Origin of the sequence: Actinomadura sp. NPDC047616 (assembly GCF_040642915.1) — a bacterium.
Classification (GTDB): domain Bacteria; phylum Actinomycetota; class Actinomycetes; order Streptosporangiales; family Streptosporangiaceae; genus Spirillospora; species Spirillospora miaoliensis.
Genome location: NZ_JBEYTB010000003.1, coordinates 223,109 through 238,540 on the forward strand (window position 1 = coordinate 223,109; position 15,432 = coordinate 238,540).

The following is a 15,432-nucleotide window of genomic DNA, read 5'->3' on the forward strand; positions in this document are numbered from 1 at the left end:
GTCACCTCGATGCGACGCTTCTCCTCTCATCGTGCGCGACGGTGTTCCGTCCCGCAAGGTGCCCGGGGCGGACACGGGTGCGCTGGGTGAGGGCCACGCAGACCAGGACGGCGACCGCGGCCAGCACGGTGAGGCCGTCGATCAGCTCGCCGAGGAGGATGCCCGACCACAGCAGGGTCAGGACGGGCTGGGCGAGCTGGACCTGGCTGGCGCGGGCGATCCCGGCCCGGGCCAGGCCCTCGTACCAGGCGAAGAACCCCAGGTAGGCGGAGAACAGCGCCACGTATCCGAAGCCGGTGACGGTGTGGGCCGTCCAGTCGGGGTCCGTGGTGGCCAGCAGGTAGGCGGTGACGGGAAAGGTGATCGGCGCGCAGATCACGGTGGCCCAGGAGATCACGCGCCAGCCGGCCATGTCGCGGGCCAGGCGGCCGCCCTCGGTGTAGCCGATCGCGGCGGCGACCAGCGCGCCGAACAGCAGGAGGTCGGCGGGGGTGAGGCGGCCGGCGCCCCGGGCGAGCGCGAACGCCGTGACGCAGGCGGCTCCGGCGCCACTGGCCAGCCAGAACGCCGGGGACGGCCGTTCGCCGGCGCGCAGCACGCCGGCCACGGCGGTGGCGGCGGGCAGCAGGCCGACCACGACGGCCGAGTGCGCGGACGAGGCGCCGTGCTCGAGGGCGAGCGTGGACAGCACCGGGAAGCCGAAGATGACGCCGCCGCCGACCGCCAGCAGGCCGGGCAACTGGTCGCGGCGGGGCCGGCGGGCGCGCACCGCGGCCAGCGCGAGCATGGCGAGCACGGCGGCCGCGGCGGAGCGGCCGATGCCGATCAGGTAGGGGTCGAGCCCCTCCAGCGCGTAGACGGTGCTCGGGATGGTGAACGAGTAGATCAGCACGCCGAGCCCGGCCAGGCCCAGGCCGCGCTGCGCTATCGACGCGGGGGCAGTAGCGCTATCCTTACCTCTCATGCAAAAGGATAGCAGTGCGGTCGCCCTGGCCGACGCGCTGCGTGCCGAGGCACGGCGGCTGCGGCCCGGCACCCGCCTGCCGTCCAGCCGCGTCCTGGTCGAACGGCACCGGGTCAGCCCCGTCACGGTGGCGCGGGCCCTCGGGCTGCTGGCCGCCGAGGGCGTCGTGGTGACCCGTCCGGGAAGCGGCACCTACGTCGCCGAGCGTCCCGCCCGGGCGCCCGGACCCGCCGACCACGGCTGGCAGGCGGTCGCGCTCGGCGACCGCTCGATCGAGGCGGGCGGCGTGACGTGGCTGCTGGAGCCGCCGCGCGAGGGCGTGGTGCCGCTCAGCGGCGGCTATCTGCATCCGGTGCTGCAGCCGGTGCGCGCCATCGCCGCGGCGGCGGCGCGCGCGGCCCGGCGTCCGGACGCCTGGGAGGCGCCGCCGCTGGGCGGGATGCCGGAGCTGCGCGCCTGGTTCGCCCGCACGGTCGGCGGCGACGTCACCCCCGCCGACGTGCTGATCACCTCGGGTGGGCAGCAGTCGATCACCACGGTGCTGCGGGCGCTGCTGCCGCCGGGCGCGCCGCTGCTGGTCGAGTCGCCGACCTACGTGGGCGCCACGGCCGTCGCGCGGGCGAGCGGGCTGCACCCGGTGCCGGTCCCGGTGGACGCCGACGGGTTGCGTCCCGACCTGCTCGCCGAGGCGTTCGCGATGACCGGCGCCCGCGCGCTGTACTGCCAGCCGACCTTCCACAACCCGACCGGCGCGGTGCTGGCCGCCGAGCGCCGCGCCCAGGTGCTGGCGGTGGCGCGGGCTGCGGGCGCGTTCGTGGTCGAGGACGACTTCGCCCGTCACCTGGGCATCGAGCCGGGCCCGCCGCCGCTGGTGACCCAGGACGGGGACGGCCGCGTCGTGCACATCGCCTCGCTCACCAAGGCCACCGCACCGAGCCTGCGGGTCAGCGCCGTGATCGCCCGCGGCCCGGTGGCCGAGCGGATCCGCGCCACCCAGCTCGTCGAGGGCTTCTTCCCGGCCCGGCCACTGCAGGAGACGCTGCTGGAACTGGTCAGCTCGCCGGGCTGGCCGCGTCACCTGCGCGCCGTCCGCACCGCCCTGAAGTCCCGGCGGGACGCGCTGCTCGCCGCGCTCGGCCGCGAGCTGCCGGAGTTCCGGGTCACCCGCCCGTCCGGCGGCATCCACCTGTGGGCGCGGCTGCCGGACGGGACGAGCGACGTCGAGCTGGCCGACACGGCGCTGCGCGGCGGCGTGCTGGTGAGCGCCGGACGGCCGTTCTTCCCCGCCGAGCCGTCCGGCCCCCACCTGCGGCTCAGCTACGCCTCGGCCGCGTCCGAGGCCGAACTGGCCGAGGGCGTCCGCCGCCTGGCGGCCGCCCTGCACGCCGCTCCGGACGCCGCCGGCTAACCGTCCTGGGTGACGAAGCAGAACTCGTTGCCCTCGGGGTCGTGCCAGACCTGGAACGGGCGCGCCGGGTTGCCCAGCGGCTCGCCCGCCGGAGACGCGCCGAGACGCCGGGCGCGTTCGCCGGCGACGTGGATGTCGGGCACCCCCACGTCCAGGTGAACGCGGTTCTTGACCGTCTTGCCCTCGGGCACCCGCTGGAACGACAGCACGGGACCGTTCGGCCCCAGGGACTCCAGGTCGATCCAGTCGTCCTCGCGGGACGTCACCTTCATGTCCAGCAGCTCTCCCCAGAACGCCGCCAGGGCGTCGGGGTCGTTGCAGTCGATCGCCACGTTGGTCACCGTCGGCGCCATGGTCGCCTCCTTTGTCGACACCGGTCATCACCGTATGACGGTGTCTTCCCGCATCGCAACCGGTCAATCACGGATACCGGTGTCGCCCCTGGTAGCCTCGGTGCGGAGGGCAGGAGAGGATGATGGCCGAGATGCGAGCCGCGGAATCCGGCCCCGCCCTGCTGCTGCGGGACTTCGTCAACACGCTCGACGTCGAACGCGGCGTCGACCGCTTCACCACGCCCGGCGAGCTGGCGCGCTGGCTGGAGGGCCGCGGGCTGGTCGCGGGCCCGGCGCGCGCGACCAGGCAGGACGTCGCCGTCGCCGTCACCCTGCGCGAGGGCCTGCGCGCCGCCATGCTCGCCCACCACTCCCCCGCCGCCGGCCCGCCGCCCGCGGAGCTGGAGGGGGCGCTGGAGCGGCTGCCGCTGCGGGTCTCGCTGACGGACGGACGGCCCGTGCTCGTACCGGTCGGGTCCGGCGTGGCGGCCGGGCTGGCGCGGATCGCGGCGGCGGTCGTGGCGTCCACGGCGGACGGCACCTGGCCCCGGTTGAAGGTCTGCCAGGAGGACACGTGCCTGTGGGCGTTCCTGGACACGTCGAAGAACCGTTCCCGGGCGTGGTGTTCCATGCGCGTGTGCGGCAACCGCACCAAGACCCGCGCCTACCGGGCGCGCCGCCGCGCCGCGACCCCGGAGACGGCGACCCCGGAGACGGCTCCGGAGGCGGCGCCGGAGGCGGAAGGATCATGACGTGCGTCCGGGACGAGCGCGACCTGTAGCGTGATCGCGTACGCGCGAGGAGAGGACGGAACGTCATGGCCGATGTGGGCGTGCGGCCCGCGCGCCGCCCGGACGCGGCCGCCGTCGCCGACATCCAGGTCCGCGCCTGGCGGCGGTTCTACCGCGACCTGCTGCCCGCCGCCGTGCTGGACGAGGTGACCAGCCCGGCCGCCCGCGACCGCTGGCACGAGCGGTGGGCCGAGTCGATCACCGCGCCGCCGAGCCCACGGCACCGGGTGCTGGTGGCGGTGGCGTCCGACCTGGTCGTGGGGTTCGCCGCGCACGGCCCCGCCGACGATCCGGGCGCCGCCCCGGGCACCGCCGAACTGGTGACGCTGCTGGTGGACCCGGCGCACACCGGCGCCGGGCACGGCAGCCGCCTGCTGGCCGCCACCGTCGACCTGCTGCGCGACGACGGCACCGAGACGTTGATCACGTGGGTGTTCGAGGCGGACGAGGCGATGCGCGCGTTCCTCGGCTCGGCCGGGTGGGCGCCGGACGGGGCGTCCCGCACCCTGGACATGGGCGAACCGGTGCGCGAGATCCGCCTGCACACCGACATCCGCGAACCGCGGGACCGGCCCGAGCCGTAAAACCGGGGGCGGTGCGGGGCCGCTCCGGCCCGCCCTTATGTTGGAAGCCGTGCCCATGTCCATGCCCCTGACCTCGCCGACCGCGCCGACGCCGGCCCGTGCGACCGGCCGCCGCCGTTGGCTCGGCATGGCCGTGATCAGCCTGGGCGTCGCGCTGATCGTGGTGGACGCCACGATCGTCAGCGTCCTGCTCCCGCAGATCATCTCCGGGCTCGGCCTCACCAGCACCGACGCCGAGTGGGTGACGTCGGTGTACGCGCTGGTGTTCGCCGCGCTGCTGATCCCCTTCGGCCGGGCGGGCGACCTGTTCGGGCGGCGCCGCCTGTTCGTGCTGGGCGTGGGCGTGTTCACGGTCGCGAGCGTGGCCGCCGCGCTGGCGCCGGGCGGCTCGGCGCTGATCGGCGCGCGCGCCGCGCAGGGCGTGGGCGCCGCGATGATCCTGCCCGCCACCCTCTCGACGGTGCACGCGACGTTCACCGGACGGGACCGGGCCGTGGCGTTCGGGATCTACGGTTCGCTGATCAGCGGCATGGCCGCGCTGGGCCCGCTGGTGGGCGGCGCGGTGGCGTCCGCGTCGGGCTGGCGGTGGGCGTTCGGCGTGAACCTGCCGCTGGGCGCCGCGCTGGCCGCGGGGGCGCTGCTGCTCATGCCGGAGACCCGCGCGCCGCGTCCGGCGCGCGCGGGCGGACGGCGGGGCGCGCTGCGCGACATCGACTGGGCGGGCGGCGTGCTGTCGGCGCTCGGGTTCGGCGCGCTGATGTGCGGGCTGATCGAGGGCCAGTCCTACGGCTGGTGGACGGCGACCCGGGGGTTCTCGGCCGGGCCGTTCGACTGGCCCGCGACCGGGCTGTCGCCCATCCCGATCATGCTGGGGCTGTCGGCGGTGCTGCTGTCGGCGCTGGTGCTGGTGGAACGCGCGCGGGCCGCCGCGGGCCGCCCGGTGCTGCTCGACCTCACCCTGTTCAAGATCCCCGGCTTCCGGCGCGGGAACCTGACCCTGGCCCTGGTCAACGTGGGCGAGCTGGGCCTGCTGTTCGTGCTGCCGCTGTTCCTGCTGGGCGCGCACGGCAGCGCGCCGCTGCAGATCAGCCTGGCGATCCTGCCGCTGGCGGCGGGCGCGTTCCTGGCGGGCGGCGCCGCCGGACGGCTCGCGCAGCGCGGCGGCCCGCACCGGGTCGTCCAGCTCGGCATGGCGCTGGAGGTCGCCGCCGTCGTCGCGCTGGCGGTCACCCTCGGCCCGGCGACCGGCGGCCTCGGCCTGGCGCCGTGGATGCTGCTGTACGGGCTCGGGCTCGGCCTGACCTCCGCGCAGCTCACCAACGTGTCGCTGATGGACGTGCCGAGGGCGCAGGCGGGCCAGGCGTCCGGCACCCAGTCCACCTCCCGGCAGGTCGGCGCCGCCCTCGGCATCGCGTTCGTCGGCGCGGTGTTCGCCACCAGCCTCGGCAACGCCATGGCCGACCGGCTCCAGGACGGCCCCCTGACCGCGGACCGGCAGGCGGCGATCGTGCATGAGCTGCGCCACAGCGCCGGAACGTACGCGCGCGACCTGCACGACGCGCCCGGCATGGGCGACGTGGCACGGGCGGCGGACGAGAGCCTGGCCGTGGCGACGAAACGGGCCGTGCTGGCGACGGGCGCCGTCCTGGCGCTCGGCCTGGTGATGACGCTGCGGCTGCGTCCGGCCGCCGGCTCGGCGGGCTCCGGCGGAGGGCCGGGCGCACGCGGTGATCGGGATCGGCCAGAATCTAGGCGGTAACCCGTCCCGACGCACCGCGTCCCCGACCGAACAGCGTCCCCGAACAGCGTCCCTGAACAGAGGTCACCGTGGCCACGCTCTCCCAATGGGTCGCCGGATCCCGGCCCCGCACCCTGCCCGCCTCCGTCGTCCCCGTCGCCGTCGGCACGGGGGTCGCCATCGACCAGGACGGGTTCGTGTGGTGGCGGGCCCTGCTCGCGGCGTTCGTCGCGCTGCTGCTGCAGATCGGCGTCAACTACTCCAACGACTACAGCGACGGCATCCGCGGCACCGACGAGGCCCGCGTCGGGCCGCTGCGGCTGGTGGGCTCCAAGGTCGCCCCGCCCCGCCAGGTGCTGGCGGCCGCCCTCGGCTGCTTCCTCGCCGCCGCCGTGGCGGGCCTGGTGCTGGCCGCCGTGACCACCTGGTGGATCCTGCTGGTCGGCGCCGCAGCGATCCTGGCCGCGTGGTTCTACACCGGCGGCGCGAACCCCTACGGGTACCGGGCGCTCGGCGAGCTGTCGGTGTTCGTGTTCTTCGGGCTGGTCGCCGTCGTCGGCACCGTGTACGTCCAGACGGAGACGCTGCCGTGGGAGGCGTGGGCGGCGGCGGTGCCGGTCGGGCTGTTGGCCTGCGGGCTGCTGGTCGTCAACAACCTGCGCGACATCCCCACCGACGCCACGTCCGGCAAGCGCACCCTGGCCGTCCTGCTCGGGGACCGCCGCACCCGCGTCCTGTACGCCGCGTGCACCGCCCTGCCGTTCACCATCGTGCTGGCCGTGGCCGCCCCGCACCCGTGGGCCCTGCTCGCGCTGCTGGCCGCGCCGCTGTCGGTGCCGCCCGCGCAGACCGTGATGGGCGGCGCGACCGGCCCGGCCCTGATTCCCGTGCTGGGCCAGACCGGCCGTCTGCAGCTGGCGTTCGGCGCGCTTTTCGCCGTCGGCCTGGCCCTGTGAGCCGCGTCCCCTGGGCCTGCTCAACCAGCTCGGCCTGCTGGGCCTGCTAGGCCTGTTCGGGCGCGGCCAGCTCCCAGCGGATCTCGGGCTGGCCCGCGTCGACGAGGGCCTTGTTGACGGCGCTGAACGGCTTGGTGCCGAAGAACTTCTTGGCGCTCAGCGGGCTGGGGTGCGCCGACTCGAGCACGACGTGGTGCGCGCCCGTGACGAGCGGGGCCTTCTTGCGCGCGTACCCGCCCCACAGCACGAACACCACCCGGTCGGTCTTGTCGTTCAGCGCGCGGATGGCGGCGTCGGTGAACTGCTCCCAGCCCTTGCCCGCGTGCGAGCCCGCCTGCCCCTCGCGCACCGTCAGCACGGCGTTGAGCAGCAGGACGCCCTGGTCGGCCCACGGGGTCAGGTCGCCGGACTTGGCGACCGGCACGTCCAGGTCGGCGGCCAGCTCCTTGAAGATGTTGCGCAGCGACGGAGGCAGCCGCACGCCCTCGCGGACGCTGAAGCTCAGCCCGTGCGCCTGCCCCGGCCCGTGGTAGGGGTCCTGGCCGAGGATCAGCACGCGCGCCTGGTCGAACGGGCAGTGCCGGAACGCGTTGAACAGGTCCTCCCGGGGCGGGTACACGGTGCCGGAGTCGTACTCCTGCGCCACGAAGGCGCCCAGCCCGGCCATCGCCTCCGGGTCCAGCAACGGGCCCAGCCGGCGCCGCCAGTCGTCGGGCAGCAGCTCCATCAGGTCGAGCGACATCCACGCCTCCGTTTGGGGGGAAGTTTCGTTACGCGCACGCGCGGACGCGTGCGGGGCCGGCACGCCGTCGTCCGGCGCGTCCGTCTGCACGCACATTAGCCGCGCGCACTGACACACCGGGGACGAATCACCGGCGGCGACCAGAGCCATCCCTAAGATGAGGCCATATGCCCGACACCCCCCGTCGACGGCGCCTGGCCGCCTGCGCCGTCCTCGTCCTGCTCTGTCTCGCGGGGACCGCGGGGGGCTGCGGCCGCTCGTCCGGCCCCAGGACGCTGACCGTGCTGGCCGCCTCGTCGCTCACCGAGGTCCTCGGCGAGCTCACCACCGCCTACACCCAGACGCACCGGGACGTGCGGATGCAGACCGTCTTCGGCGGCTCCCAGGAGATGGCCGCGCGGCTGGAGGACCGCGGCACCGGCGACGTGCTGATCACCGCGGACGAGACGACGATGAACGACGCCGAGGCCGACCTCACCGGCCCCCGCCGCGTCGTCGCGCACAACTCGATGACGATCGCGGTCGCGCCCGGCAATCCCCGGCGCATCCGCGACCTGTCCAGCCTGACCCGGCCGGGCCTGCGGATCGCGATCGGCGCGGAGTCCGTCCCGGCCGGCCGCTACGCGCGTCAGCTGCTGGCCCGCGCGGGCCTGACCGTGCGGTGGACGTCCGAGGAGATCAACGTGCGGGCCGTGCTGGACCGGGTCCGCACCGGCGAGGCCGACGCCGGGCTGGTCTACATCACCGACCTGCGCTCGGCGGGCATCGCCACCAGCAGCGTGCCGATCCCCGCCGGGCAGAACGTCACCGCCACCTATCCGGCCGCCGTGGTCAAGGACAGCGCGCACGCGCGGGACGCGGGCGACTTCGTCGCCTGGCTCACCTCACCCACCGCCCGCGCGCTGTTCCACAAGTACGGCTTCGTCCTCCCGGAGGCTCCGCAGGCTCCGCAGGCCTAGCAGGCGGCGGCGGTCCAGGAGCATTCGAGGTCCGCACGCGGGGTGACCGTGCGGGCGGCGCGCCGGAGGGACGGACCGCCGGCGAGCCGGATCGCGATCCTGTCCTCGATGTCCTTGGGCGCGGACCGGGCACGGTAGCCGTTGAGGACGATCGAGAAGATCAGGCGGCGGTCGTCGGACCCCCTGACGTAGCCCGACAGGGCGGTGACGCCGGTGAGGGTGCCGGTCTTGGCGCGCACGTTGCCCGCGGCGGCGCTGTGCCTCATCCGGGACGCCAGCGTGCCGCCCACCCACGGGTGAGGGTGCCCGGCCACCGGCAGGGCGTCGGCGAAGGCGGGGAACCAGCGCCTGCCGCGCACCCGCAACAGCAGCTCGGACAGCTGCCGCGCCGTCGTCCGGTTCGAGCGCGACAGACCGGAACCGTCGGCGAACGTCAGACGCGAGGTGTCCACGCCGAGACGCCCCAGCTGGCGGCGCGTCACCGACAGGCCCGCGGGCCAGCTCCCGACGCCCTTCCTCTTACGGCCCATCGCCTTGACGAGGATCTCGGCGATGGTGTTGTTGCTGAGCTTCATGTAGGGGACGGCCAGCCTCCTCAACGGCATGGAGCGGCGGACGGCCACCCTCCTGGCGCGGGCGGGCGTACGGCCGCGCACGGTGGCGCCCTCGACGCGCACGCCGTGGGCGCGGAGCGCGGCGCGGAAGACGGCCGCCGCGTACAGGGTGGGTTCGTGGACGCTGCGCAACTGCCGGCGCACGGGCCCGTCCGCCGGATACGACCCGGTGACACGGATCGTGGTGGTGCCGCGCGGCCTGGTGATGGACAGCGTGGACCTCGTCCCGGGCGCGCCGGTCCTGGCCCGGTTGTCGACGGTGAGGTAGCGGGTCGAAGGCCACAACGCGACGTGGACGGGCGCGCCCCGACGGCCCGCAGCGACGTTCACCCGCACGGCCCCGGCGTGGAGTTCCCGATCCGGAGAAAGCGTCAGAGCGGACACCTGGGCGGCGTAGGCGTACTGCTCGTCGTCGGTCTCCCAGTCGCCCCCCAGGCGCCGGTCGTCGAAGTGGGTGTCGTCGGCGACGAGCCTGCCCTCGACGCGCCGGATCCCCGCCCTGGCCACCGCCCCGGCCAGCCGCCGGTAGTCGCGCGGCCGCAGCGTCGGGTCGCCGGTGCCCTTGAGATACAGGTCGCCGCGCACCCGCCCACCGCGACGGGGCCCGGACGCGACGGTCGTGCGGAACCGGTATCGGGGGCCCAGCACGCCGAACGCGGCCGCGAGGGTCTGCAGCTTCTGGTTGGACGCGGGCATCAGCGGCGTGTCGGCGCCCCGCTCGTACAGGGTCCGCCCCGTTCCCGCATCACGCACCACGACACCGACCCCGGCGCCCGCCAGACGCGGGTCGGCGAGGATGGCGCCGATGTCGCCCCGGAGGTCGTCCGGGTCGGCCACGACGGCACAGACCGCCGGCGTGGAGACGGCGGTGACGGCCGTCGTGGCCGCCACCACGGCGGCGAGCAGCACGCTACGCATGGCGAGAGCCTAGCGACGCAGCGTCACTCCAGCGTGGAAGGCAGGCGGCCGTTCTCGCACATGGCCACGCAGTCGTCGTGGCTCCTGAGCACGTCCAGGACGGCGGGATGCGGCGCGGCGTACACGGTGAGGTAGTCCTCCTCACCCAGCGCGGGGTCGGGACGGTAGGCCAGCGCGTCCTCCATGGCGGAGAACCGCACGTCGACGCCCGGCTTGTTGCCGCGCGGGTCGAGCCGCACCCACCGGTCGTCGATCAGCGCGGCGGCCAGCCCGTGCACGACGAAGCCGTCGCCGTCCCGCAGACGCTGGTAGCACAGCCCCGCCTGGACGCCGCCCGCCCGCAGCAGCGCCACGAACGCGTGCGCCTTGGCGTAGCACAGGCCGGTGCCCTCGCTCAGCACGTCCGACGCGCGCCAGGTGACACGGCGGTCGCCCGCGTCCAGGGAATGGGTCACCCGGTCGCGGACGTACTCGAACGCGCCCCGCGCGTAGGCGACGTCGTCGCCGGTGCGCAGCTCGGAGGCGACCCGCTGCACCACCGGATGCTCGTGGTCGATCGCCTCGTCCTCGGCGAGGTAGTCCCAGGGCTCCCCCGCGAAGCGCATCACAGCCCGAGCAGCGACTCGATGCCCACGGTGAGCCGGTCGGGCAGCCCGGCGACCGAACGCACGCCCAGCAGCACGCCCGGCATGAACGACTCGCGGTTCATCGAGTCGTGCCGGACGGTGAGGACCTCGCCGTGCCCGCCGAGCAGCACCTCCTGGTGGGCGATCAGGCCGGACAGGCGCACGGCGTGCACCCGCACTCCGTCCACGTCGGCGCCCCGCGCGCCCTTGAGCTCGGCGGTGGTGGCGTCCGGCGAGGGGCCCGTGCCCGCCTCGCCGCGCGCCGCCGCGACCAGCTCGGCGGTGCGGTGCGCGGTACCGCTCGGCGCGTCCGCCTTGTTCGGGTGGTGCAGCTCGATGATCTCGACGGACTCGAAGAACGGGGCGGCCTTCTGCGCGAAGTGCATCATCAGCACGGCGCCGATGCCGAAGTTGGGGGCGATGAGCACGTTGCCCTTGCCGTGCGCCGCCAGCCAGGACCGCACGGTGTCCAGCCGGGACGCGTCGAAGCCGGTGGTGCCCACCACCACGTGCAGGCCGTGCTCGACGCACCACCGCACGTTGTCCATGACCGCGTCGGGATGGGTGAAGTCGACCGCGACGTCGGCGGCGGCGAGCGGGTCGCGCACGTCGTCCTGGTCGACGGCGGCCACCAGCTCCATGTCGTCCGCGCCCTCCACGGCCCGGCACACCTCGGCGCCCATGCGTCCGCGCGCGCCCAGCACCCCGACTTTGATCACGTTCTCCTCCTGTTCGGACCGGTGACCGAGCCTATCCCAGCCGCAGGTCAGAGGGTAAAGTCGCGGTCGCCGAACGGGCCGATGACGGTGAGGGCCTGCGGCCCGGCCAGCACGTCGCGGGCCACCGCGCGCACGTCGTCCAGGGTGACGGCGTCGATGCGGGCCAGCACCTCGTCGACGGCCAGCAGCGACTCGTACACCAGCTCGCTCTTGGCGATGCGGCTCATCCGCGAGCCGGTGTCCTCCAGGCCCAGCACCATGCCGCCGCGCAGCTGCCCCTTGCCGCGTGCCAGCTCCTCTTCGGTCAGTCCGCGCTCGGCCACGGACGCGACCTCGTCCCGGCAGATGGACAGCACCTCGTCGACCTTGCCGGGCTGGCAGCCCGCGTACACGCCGAAGACGCCGCTGTCGGCGTACTGGGAGGTGTAGCTGTAGACCGAGTACGCCAGGCCGCGCTTCTCCCGGACCTCCTGGAACAGCCGCGACGACATCCCGCCGCCCAGCGCCGCGTTCAGCACCCCGAGCGCGAACCGGCGGTCGTCGCCGCGGGCGACGCCGGCGCCTCCGAGCACCAGATGGGCCTGCTCGGTGTCCTTGTCCAGCACGCGGACGGACGGGGACACCGAGACGGGCTCGCCGCCCAGCCGGGGCGGGTTGGGCAGCTCGTCGCCGGCCAGCCGGTCGGCGTAGGCCTCCCGCACCAGCCGGACGACCTCGTCGTGGTCGACCCGGCCCGCCACCGCCACGACCAGGTTCGGCAGGACGTAGCGCTCGCGGTAGTAGCCGTGGATGCGGTCCCGGGTCAGCGCGTTGATCGACTCGACCGTGCCCAGGATGGGACGGCCCAGCGGCTCGTCCCCGTACAGCGCGGCGGCGAACTCGTCGTGGATCAGGTCGCCGGGGTCGTCGTCGCGCATGTGGATCTCTTCGAGGATCACGCCGCGCTCGGCCTCGACGTCCTCGGGCCGGTTCAGCGAGGACGCCACCATGTCGCACACCACGTCGGCGGCCAGCGGCAGGTCGGAGTCCAGCACCCGCGCGTAGTAGCAGGTGTACTCCTTGGACGTGAAGGCGTTCAGGTCGCCGCCGACCGCTTCGACCGCGGCGGAGATCTCCAGCGCGGACCGGCGCGCGGTGCCCTTGAACAGCACGTGCTCCAGGTAGTGGCTGGCGCCCGCGTCGGCGGGGGCCTCGTCTCGGGAGCCGACGCCCGCCCAGATGCCGAACGCCGCCGAACGCACCGTCGGCATCGACTCGGTCACCACGCGCAGCCCGCCGGGCAGCACCGTCCGCTTGACCGGGCCGGAACCGTCGGTGCCGGGGTGGATGGTCTGGGTCGTTCCGGGCTCCTGCGCCCTCGCCGCCAGGGTCACGTGTCGCTCGCATTCACTCGGGGGCGGACGATCCGGCGCCTCGCGCCGGGTCGAAACGGGCCGACCGGCCACCCCAAGAGTAGGGGGAGGCCGGTCGGGAGGTCAGGCGACCGCAGCGAGGCTCCAGCGGAGCGCGGACCGCCTGACCGACTGACGGGGGTATGGGGGTCGCCCCCCATACGGTCAGGTGTTGCGCTGGGCCGCGTCGTCGCCTCCGCTGCGGCGGGTGCGGCGACGGCGCGGACGCCGGCGCTCGCCGCCCTCGGACTCGGAGGCGCCGCCGTCCTCGGTCGGCTCGGCGGTCTCGGCCACGGCGACCTCGCCGTCACCGTCGTCGTCGCCGGCGTCGGAACCGGCCGCGGCCTGCTCGCGCTCGGCGGTCTCGCGCTCGACGACGTCCACCGGCACCAGCGACAGCTTGCCGCGCTGGTCGATCTCGGTCACCTCGACCTGGATCTTCTCGCCGACCTTGATGACGTCCTCGACGTTCTCGATCCGGGCGCCGCCGTGCAGCTTGCGGATCTGCGAGACGTGCAGCAGGCCGTCCTTGCCGGGCAGCAGCGACACGAACGCGCCGAAGGCGGTGGTCTTGACGACCGTGCCCAGGTACCGCTCGCCCACCTCGGGCATGTGCGGGTTGGCGATCGCGTTGATCGCCTGCCGCGCGGCCTCGGCGGACGGGCCGTCGGTGGCGCCGACGTAGATCGTCCCGTCGTCCTCGATGGTGATGTCGGCGCCGGTGTCGTCCTGGATCGAGTTGATCATCTTGCCCTTGGGGCCGATCACCTCGCCGATCTTGTCGACCGGAACCTTGATGGTGATGATCCGCGGCGCGTTCGGGCTCATCTCCGCGGGCGCCTCGATCGCCTCGGCCATCACGTCCAGGATCGCCAGCCGCGCGCCCCGGGCCTGGCGCAGCGCCGCGGCCAGCACCTGGGCGGGGATGCCGTCCAGCTTGGTGTCCAGCTGCAGCGCCGTGATCACGTCACGGGTGCCGGCGACCTTGAAGTCCATGTCGCCGAAGGCGTCCTCGGCGCCGAGGATGTCGGTCAGCGTGACGTACTCGCCGCCCTCGTGGATCAGGCCCATCGCGATGCCGGCCACCATCGCCTTGAGCGGCACGCCCGCGTCCAGCAGCGACATGGTGGACGCGCACACCGAGCCCATCGAGGTGGAGCCGTTGGAGCCGACCGCCTCCGACACCTGCCGGATCGCGTAGGGGAACTCCTCGCGGCTCGGCAGCACCGGGATCAGCGCCCGCTCGGCCAGCGCGCCGTGCCCGATCTCGCGGCGCTTGGGCGAGCCGACCCGGCCGGTCTCACCGGTGGAGTACGGCGGGAAGTTGTAGTGGTGCATGTAGCGCTTGGTGCGATCGGGGTTGAGCGTGTCGATCGTCTGCTCCATGCGCAGCATGTTCAGCGTCGTCACACCCAGGATCTGGGTCTCGCCGCGCTCGAACAGCGCCGAGCCGTGCACCCGCGGGATCACGTGCGCCTCGGCCGCCAGGCTGCGGATGTCCTTGACGCCGCGGCCGTCGATGCGCACCCCGTCGCGGATGATGCGCTCGCGCACCAGCCGCTTGGTCAGGGCGCGGAACGCCGCGGGGATCTCCTTCTCCCGGCCCTCGAAGTCGGCGGCCAGCTTCTCCAGCGCGGACGCCTTGATCTCGTCCAGGCGGTTCTCGCGGGTCTGCTTGTCGGCGATCGTCAGCGCCTCGGTCAGCTCGGCGGCCGCGGTGGCGTTGACCGCCTCCAGCACGTCGTCCTGGTAGTCGGGGAACAGCGGGTACTCGGCGGTCGGCTTGGCGGCCTTGGCGGCCAGCTCGGCCTGCGCCTTGCACAGGGCGGCGATGAACGGCTTGGCGGCCTCCAGGCCCTCGGCCACCGTCTCCTCGGTGGGGGCCACGGCGCCGTCGGCCACCAGGGCCAGGGTGTCGCGGGTGGACTCGGCCTCCACCATCATGATCGCGACGTCGCCGTCCTCCAGCACCCGGCCGGCGACCACCATGTCGAAGGTGGCCCGCTCCAGCTCGGGGTGGGTGGGGAAGCCGACCCAGCGGCCGTCGATCAGCGCGACGCGCACGCCGCCGATCGGGCCCGAGAACGGCAGCCCGGCCAGCTGGGTGGACAGCGACGCGGCGTTGATCGCCACCACGTCGTACAGGTGGTCGGGGTGCAGCGACAGGATCGTCGCCACGACCTGGATCTCGTTGCGCAGCCCCTTGACGAACGACGGGCGCAGCGGCCGGTCGATCAGCCGGCAGGTGAGGATGGCGTCCTCGGACGGCCGGCCCTCACGGCGGAAGAACGAGCCGGGGATGCGCCCGGCGGCGTACATCCGCTCCTCGACGTCCACCGTCAGCGGGAAGAAGTCCAGGTTCTCCTTGGGCTTCTTGGACGCGGTGGTCGCCGACAGCACCATCGTCTCGTCGTCGAGGTAGGCGACGGCCGAGCCGGCGGCCTGGCGGGCCAGCCGGCCGGTCTCGAACCGGACGACGCGGATGCCGAGCGGTCCGTTGTCGATCACGGCCTGGGAGCTGTGCGCCCCTTCCATGCGCGCGCCCTGGCTCACGGGAATCTCGGTCACGGGAATCTCCTTGGTTTCTCGTGCGCCCTCGCGGCCCGGTTCCCGTGGATGTCGCGCTGTGCCGGTCTTCGATCGAAGCGCCCGGATCGTCCCACGTAGTCGTGCGTCCCCCACCCGTCTCC

14 protein-coding genes are annotated in these 15,432 nt (G+C 74.2%); 6 read left to right on the plus strand and 8 right to left on the minus strand.

What is annotated here, in order from left to right:
• Position 1: 1 nt before the first annotated feature.
• Positions 2-964 (minus strand): DMT family transporter, encoded by a 963-nt coding sequence (locus ABZ801_RS08625; protein WP_360694624.1) that lies wholly within the window; start codon positions 962-964, stop codon positions 2-4.
• On the opposite strand from ABZ801_RS08625, the gene ABZ801_RS08630 reads away from it, so the two are divergent.
• Complete coding sequence (locus ABZ801_RS08630) at positions 963-2,372, plus strand: PLP-dependent aminotransferase family protein (RefSeq protein ID WP_344942646.1); 1,410 nt, start codon at positions 963-965, stop codon at positions 2,370-2,372. The two genes, ABZ801_RS08625 and ABZ801_RS08630, sit on opposite strands and share 2 nt — an antisense overlap.
• Here the strand turns inward: ABZ801_RS08630 and ABZ801_RS08635 are convergent.
• On the minus strand, positions 2,369-2,725 hold the full coding sequence (locus ABZ801_RS08635) for a VOC family protein (protein ID WP_344942643.1): 357 nt from the start codon (positions 2,723-2,725) through the stop codon (positions 2,369-2,371). The genes ABZ801_RS08630 and ABZ801_RS08635 overlap by 4 nt on opposite strands.
• A gap of 131 nt (positions 2,726-2,856) precedes the next feature.
• On the opposite strand from ABZ801_RS08635, the gene ABZ801_RS08640 reads away from it, so the two are divergent.
• From ABZ801_RS08640 to ABZ801_RS08655, 4 genes are all read left to right on the plus strand, one after another.
• Positions 2,857-3,456, plus strand: a complete 600-nt coding sequence (locus ABZ801_RS08640) for a CGNR zinc finger domain-containing protein (protein ID WP_344942641.1) — start codon at positions 2,857-2,859, stop codon at positions 3,454-3,456.
• 65 nt (positions 3,457-3,521) lie between these two features.
• On the plus strand, positions 3,522-4,079 hold the full coding sequence (locus ABZ801_RS08645; RefSeq protein WP_344942638.1) for a GNAT family N-acetyltransferase: 558 nt from the start codon (positions 3,522-3,524) through the stop codon (positions 4,077-4,079).
• A 55-nt stretch (positions 4,080-4,134) separates the two neighbouring features.
• Positions 4,135-5,838: an MFS transporter gene (locus ABZ801_RS08650; protein ID WP_360695679.1), complete on the plus strand. Its 1,704-nt coding sequence runs from the start codon at positions 4,135-4,137 to the stop codon at positions 5,836-5,838.
• A 68-nt stretch (positions 5,839-5,906) separates the two neighbouring features.
• Positions 5,907-6,773, plus strand: a complete 867-nt coding sequence (locus ABZ801_RS08655) for a 1,4-dihydroxy-2-naphthoate polyprenyltransferase (protein WP_344942635.1) — start codon at positions 5,907-5,909, stop codon at positions 6,771-6,773.
• A gap of 46 nt (positions 6,774-6,819) precedes the next feature.
• On the opposite strand, the gene ABZ801_RS08660 is transcribed toward ABZ801_RS08655, so the two are convergent.
• Positions 6,820-7,515, minus strand: coding sequence for a uracil-DNA glycosylase (locus ABZ801_RS08660; protein WP_360694629.1), 696 nt, complete (start codon positions 7,513-7,515; stop codon positions 6,820-6,822).
• 167 nt (positions 7,516-7,682) lie between these two features.
• Between ABZ801_RS08660 and modA the strand changes: the two genes are divergently transcribed.
• Positions 7,683-8,474 (plus strand): molybdate ABC transporter substrate-binding protein, encoded by a 792-nt coding sequence (gene modA / locus ABZ801_RS08665; protein ID WP_344942629.1) that lies wholly within the window; start codon positions 7,683-7,685, stop codon positions 8,472-8,474.
• Here the strand turns inward: modA and dacB are convergent.
• From dacB to ABZ801_RS08690, 5 genes are all read right to left on the minus strand, one after another.
• Positions 8,471-10,006 (minus strand): D-alanyl-D-alanine carboxypeptidase/D-alanyl-D-alanine-endopeptidase, encoded by a 1,536-nt coding sequence (dacB, locus tag ABZ801_RS08670; RefSeq protein ID WP_360694633.1) that lies wholly within the window; start codon positions 10,004-10,006, stop codon positions 8,471-8,473. The two genes, modA and dacB, sit on opposite strands and share 4 nt — an antisense overlap.
• Before the next feature lie 23 nt (positions 10,007-10,029).
• On the minus strand, positions 10,030-10,611 hold the full coding sequence (locus tag ABZ801_RS08675) for a transglutaminase family protein (protein WP_344942769.1): 582 nt from the start codon (positions 10,609-10,611) through the stop codon (positions 10,030-10,032).
• Positions 10,611-11,351: a 4-hydroxy-tetrahydrodipicolinate reductase gene (gene dapB / locus ABZ801_RS08680; protein WP_360694636.1), complete on the minus strand. Its 741-nt coding sequence runs from the start codon at positions 11,349-11,351 to the stop codon at positions 10,611-10,613. The genes ABZ801_RS08675 and dapB overlap by 1 nt, the downstream gene beginning before the upstream one ends.
• Positions 11,352-11,398: 47 nt before the next feature.
• Complete coding sequence (locus ABZ801_RS08685) at positions 11,399-12,724, minus strand: pitrilysin family protein (protein ID WP_360694639.1); 1,326 nt, start codon at positions 12,722-12,724, stop codon at positions 11,399-11,401.
• 183 nt (positions 12,725-12,907) lie between these two features.
• Complete coding sequence (locus tag ABZ801_RS08690; protein WP_344942766.1) at positions 12,908-15,277, minus strand: polyribonucleotide nucleotidyltransferase; 2,370 nt, start codon at positions 15,275-15,277, stop codon at positions 12,908-12,910.
• Between the last annotated feature and the right edge of the window lie 155 nt (positions 15,278-15,432).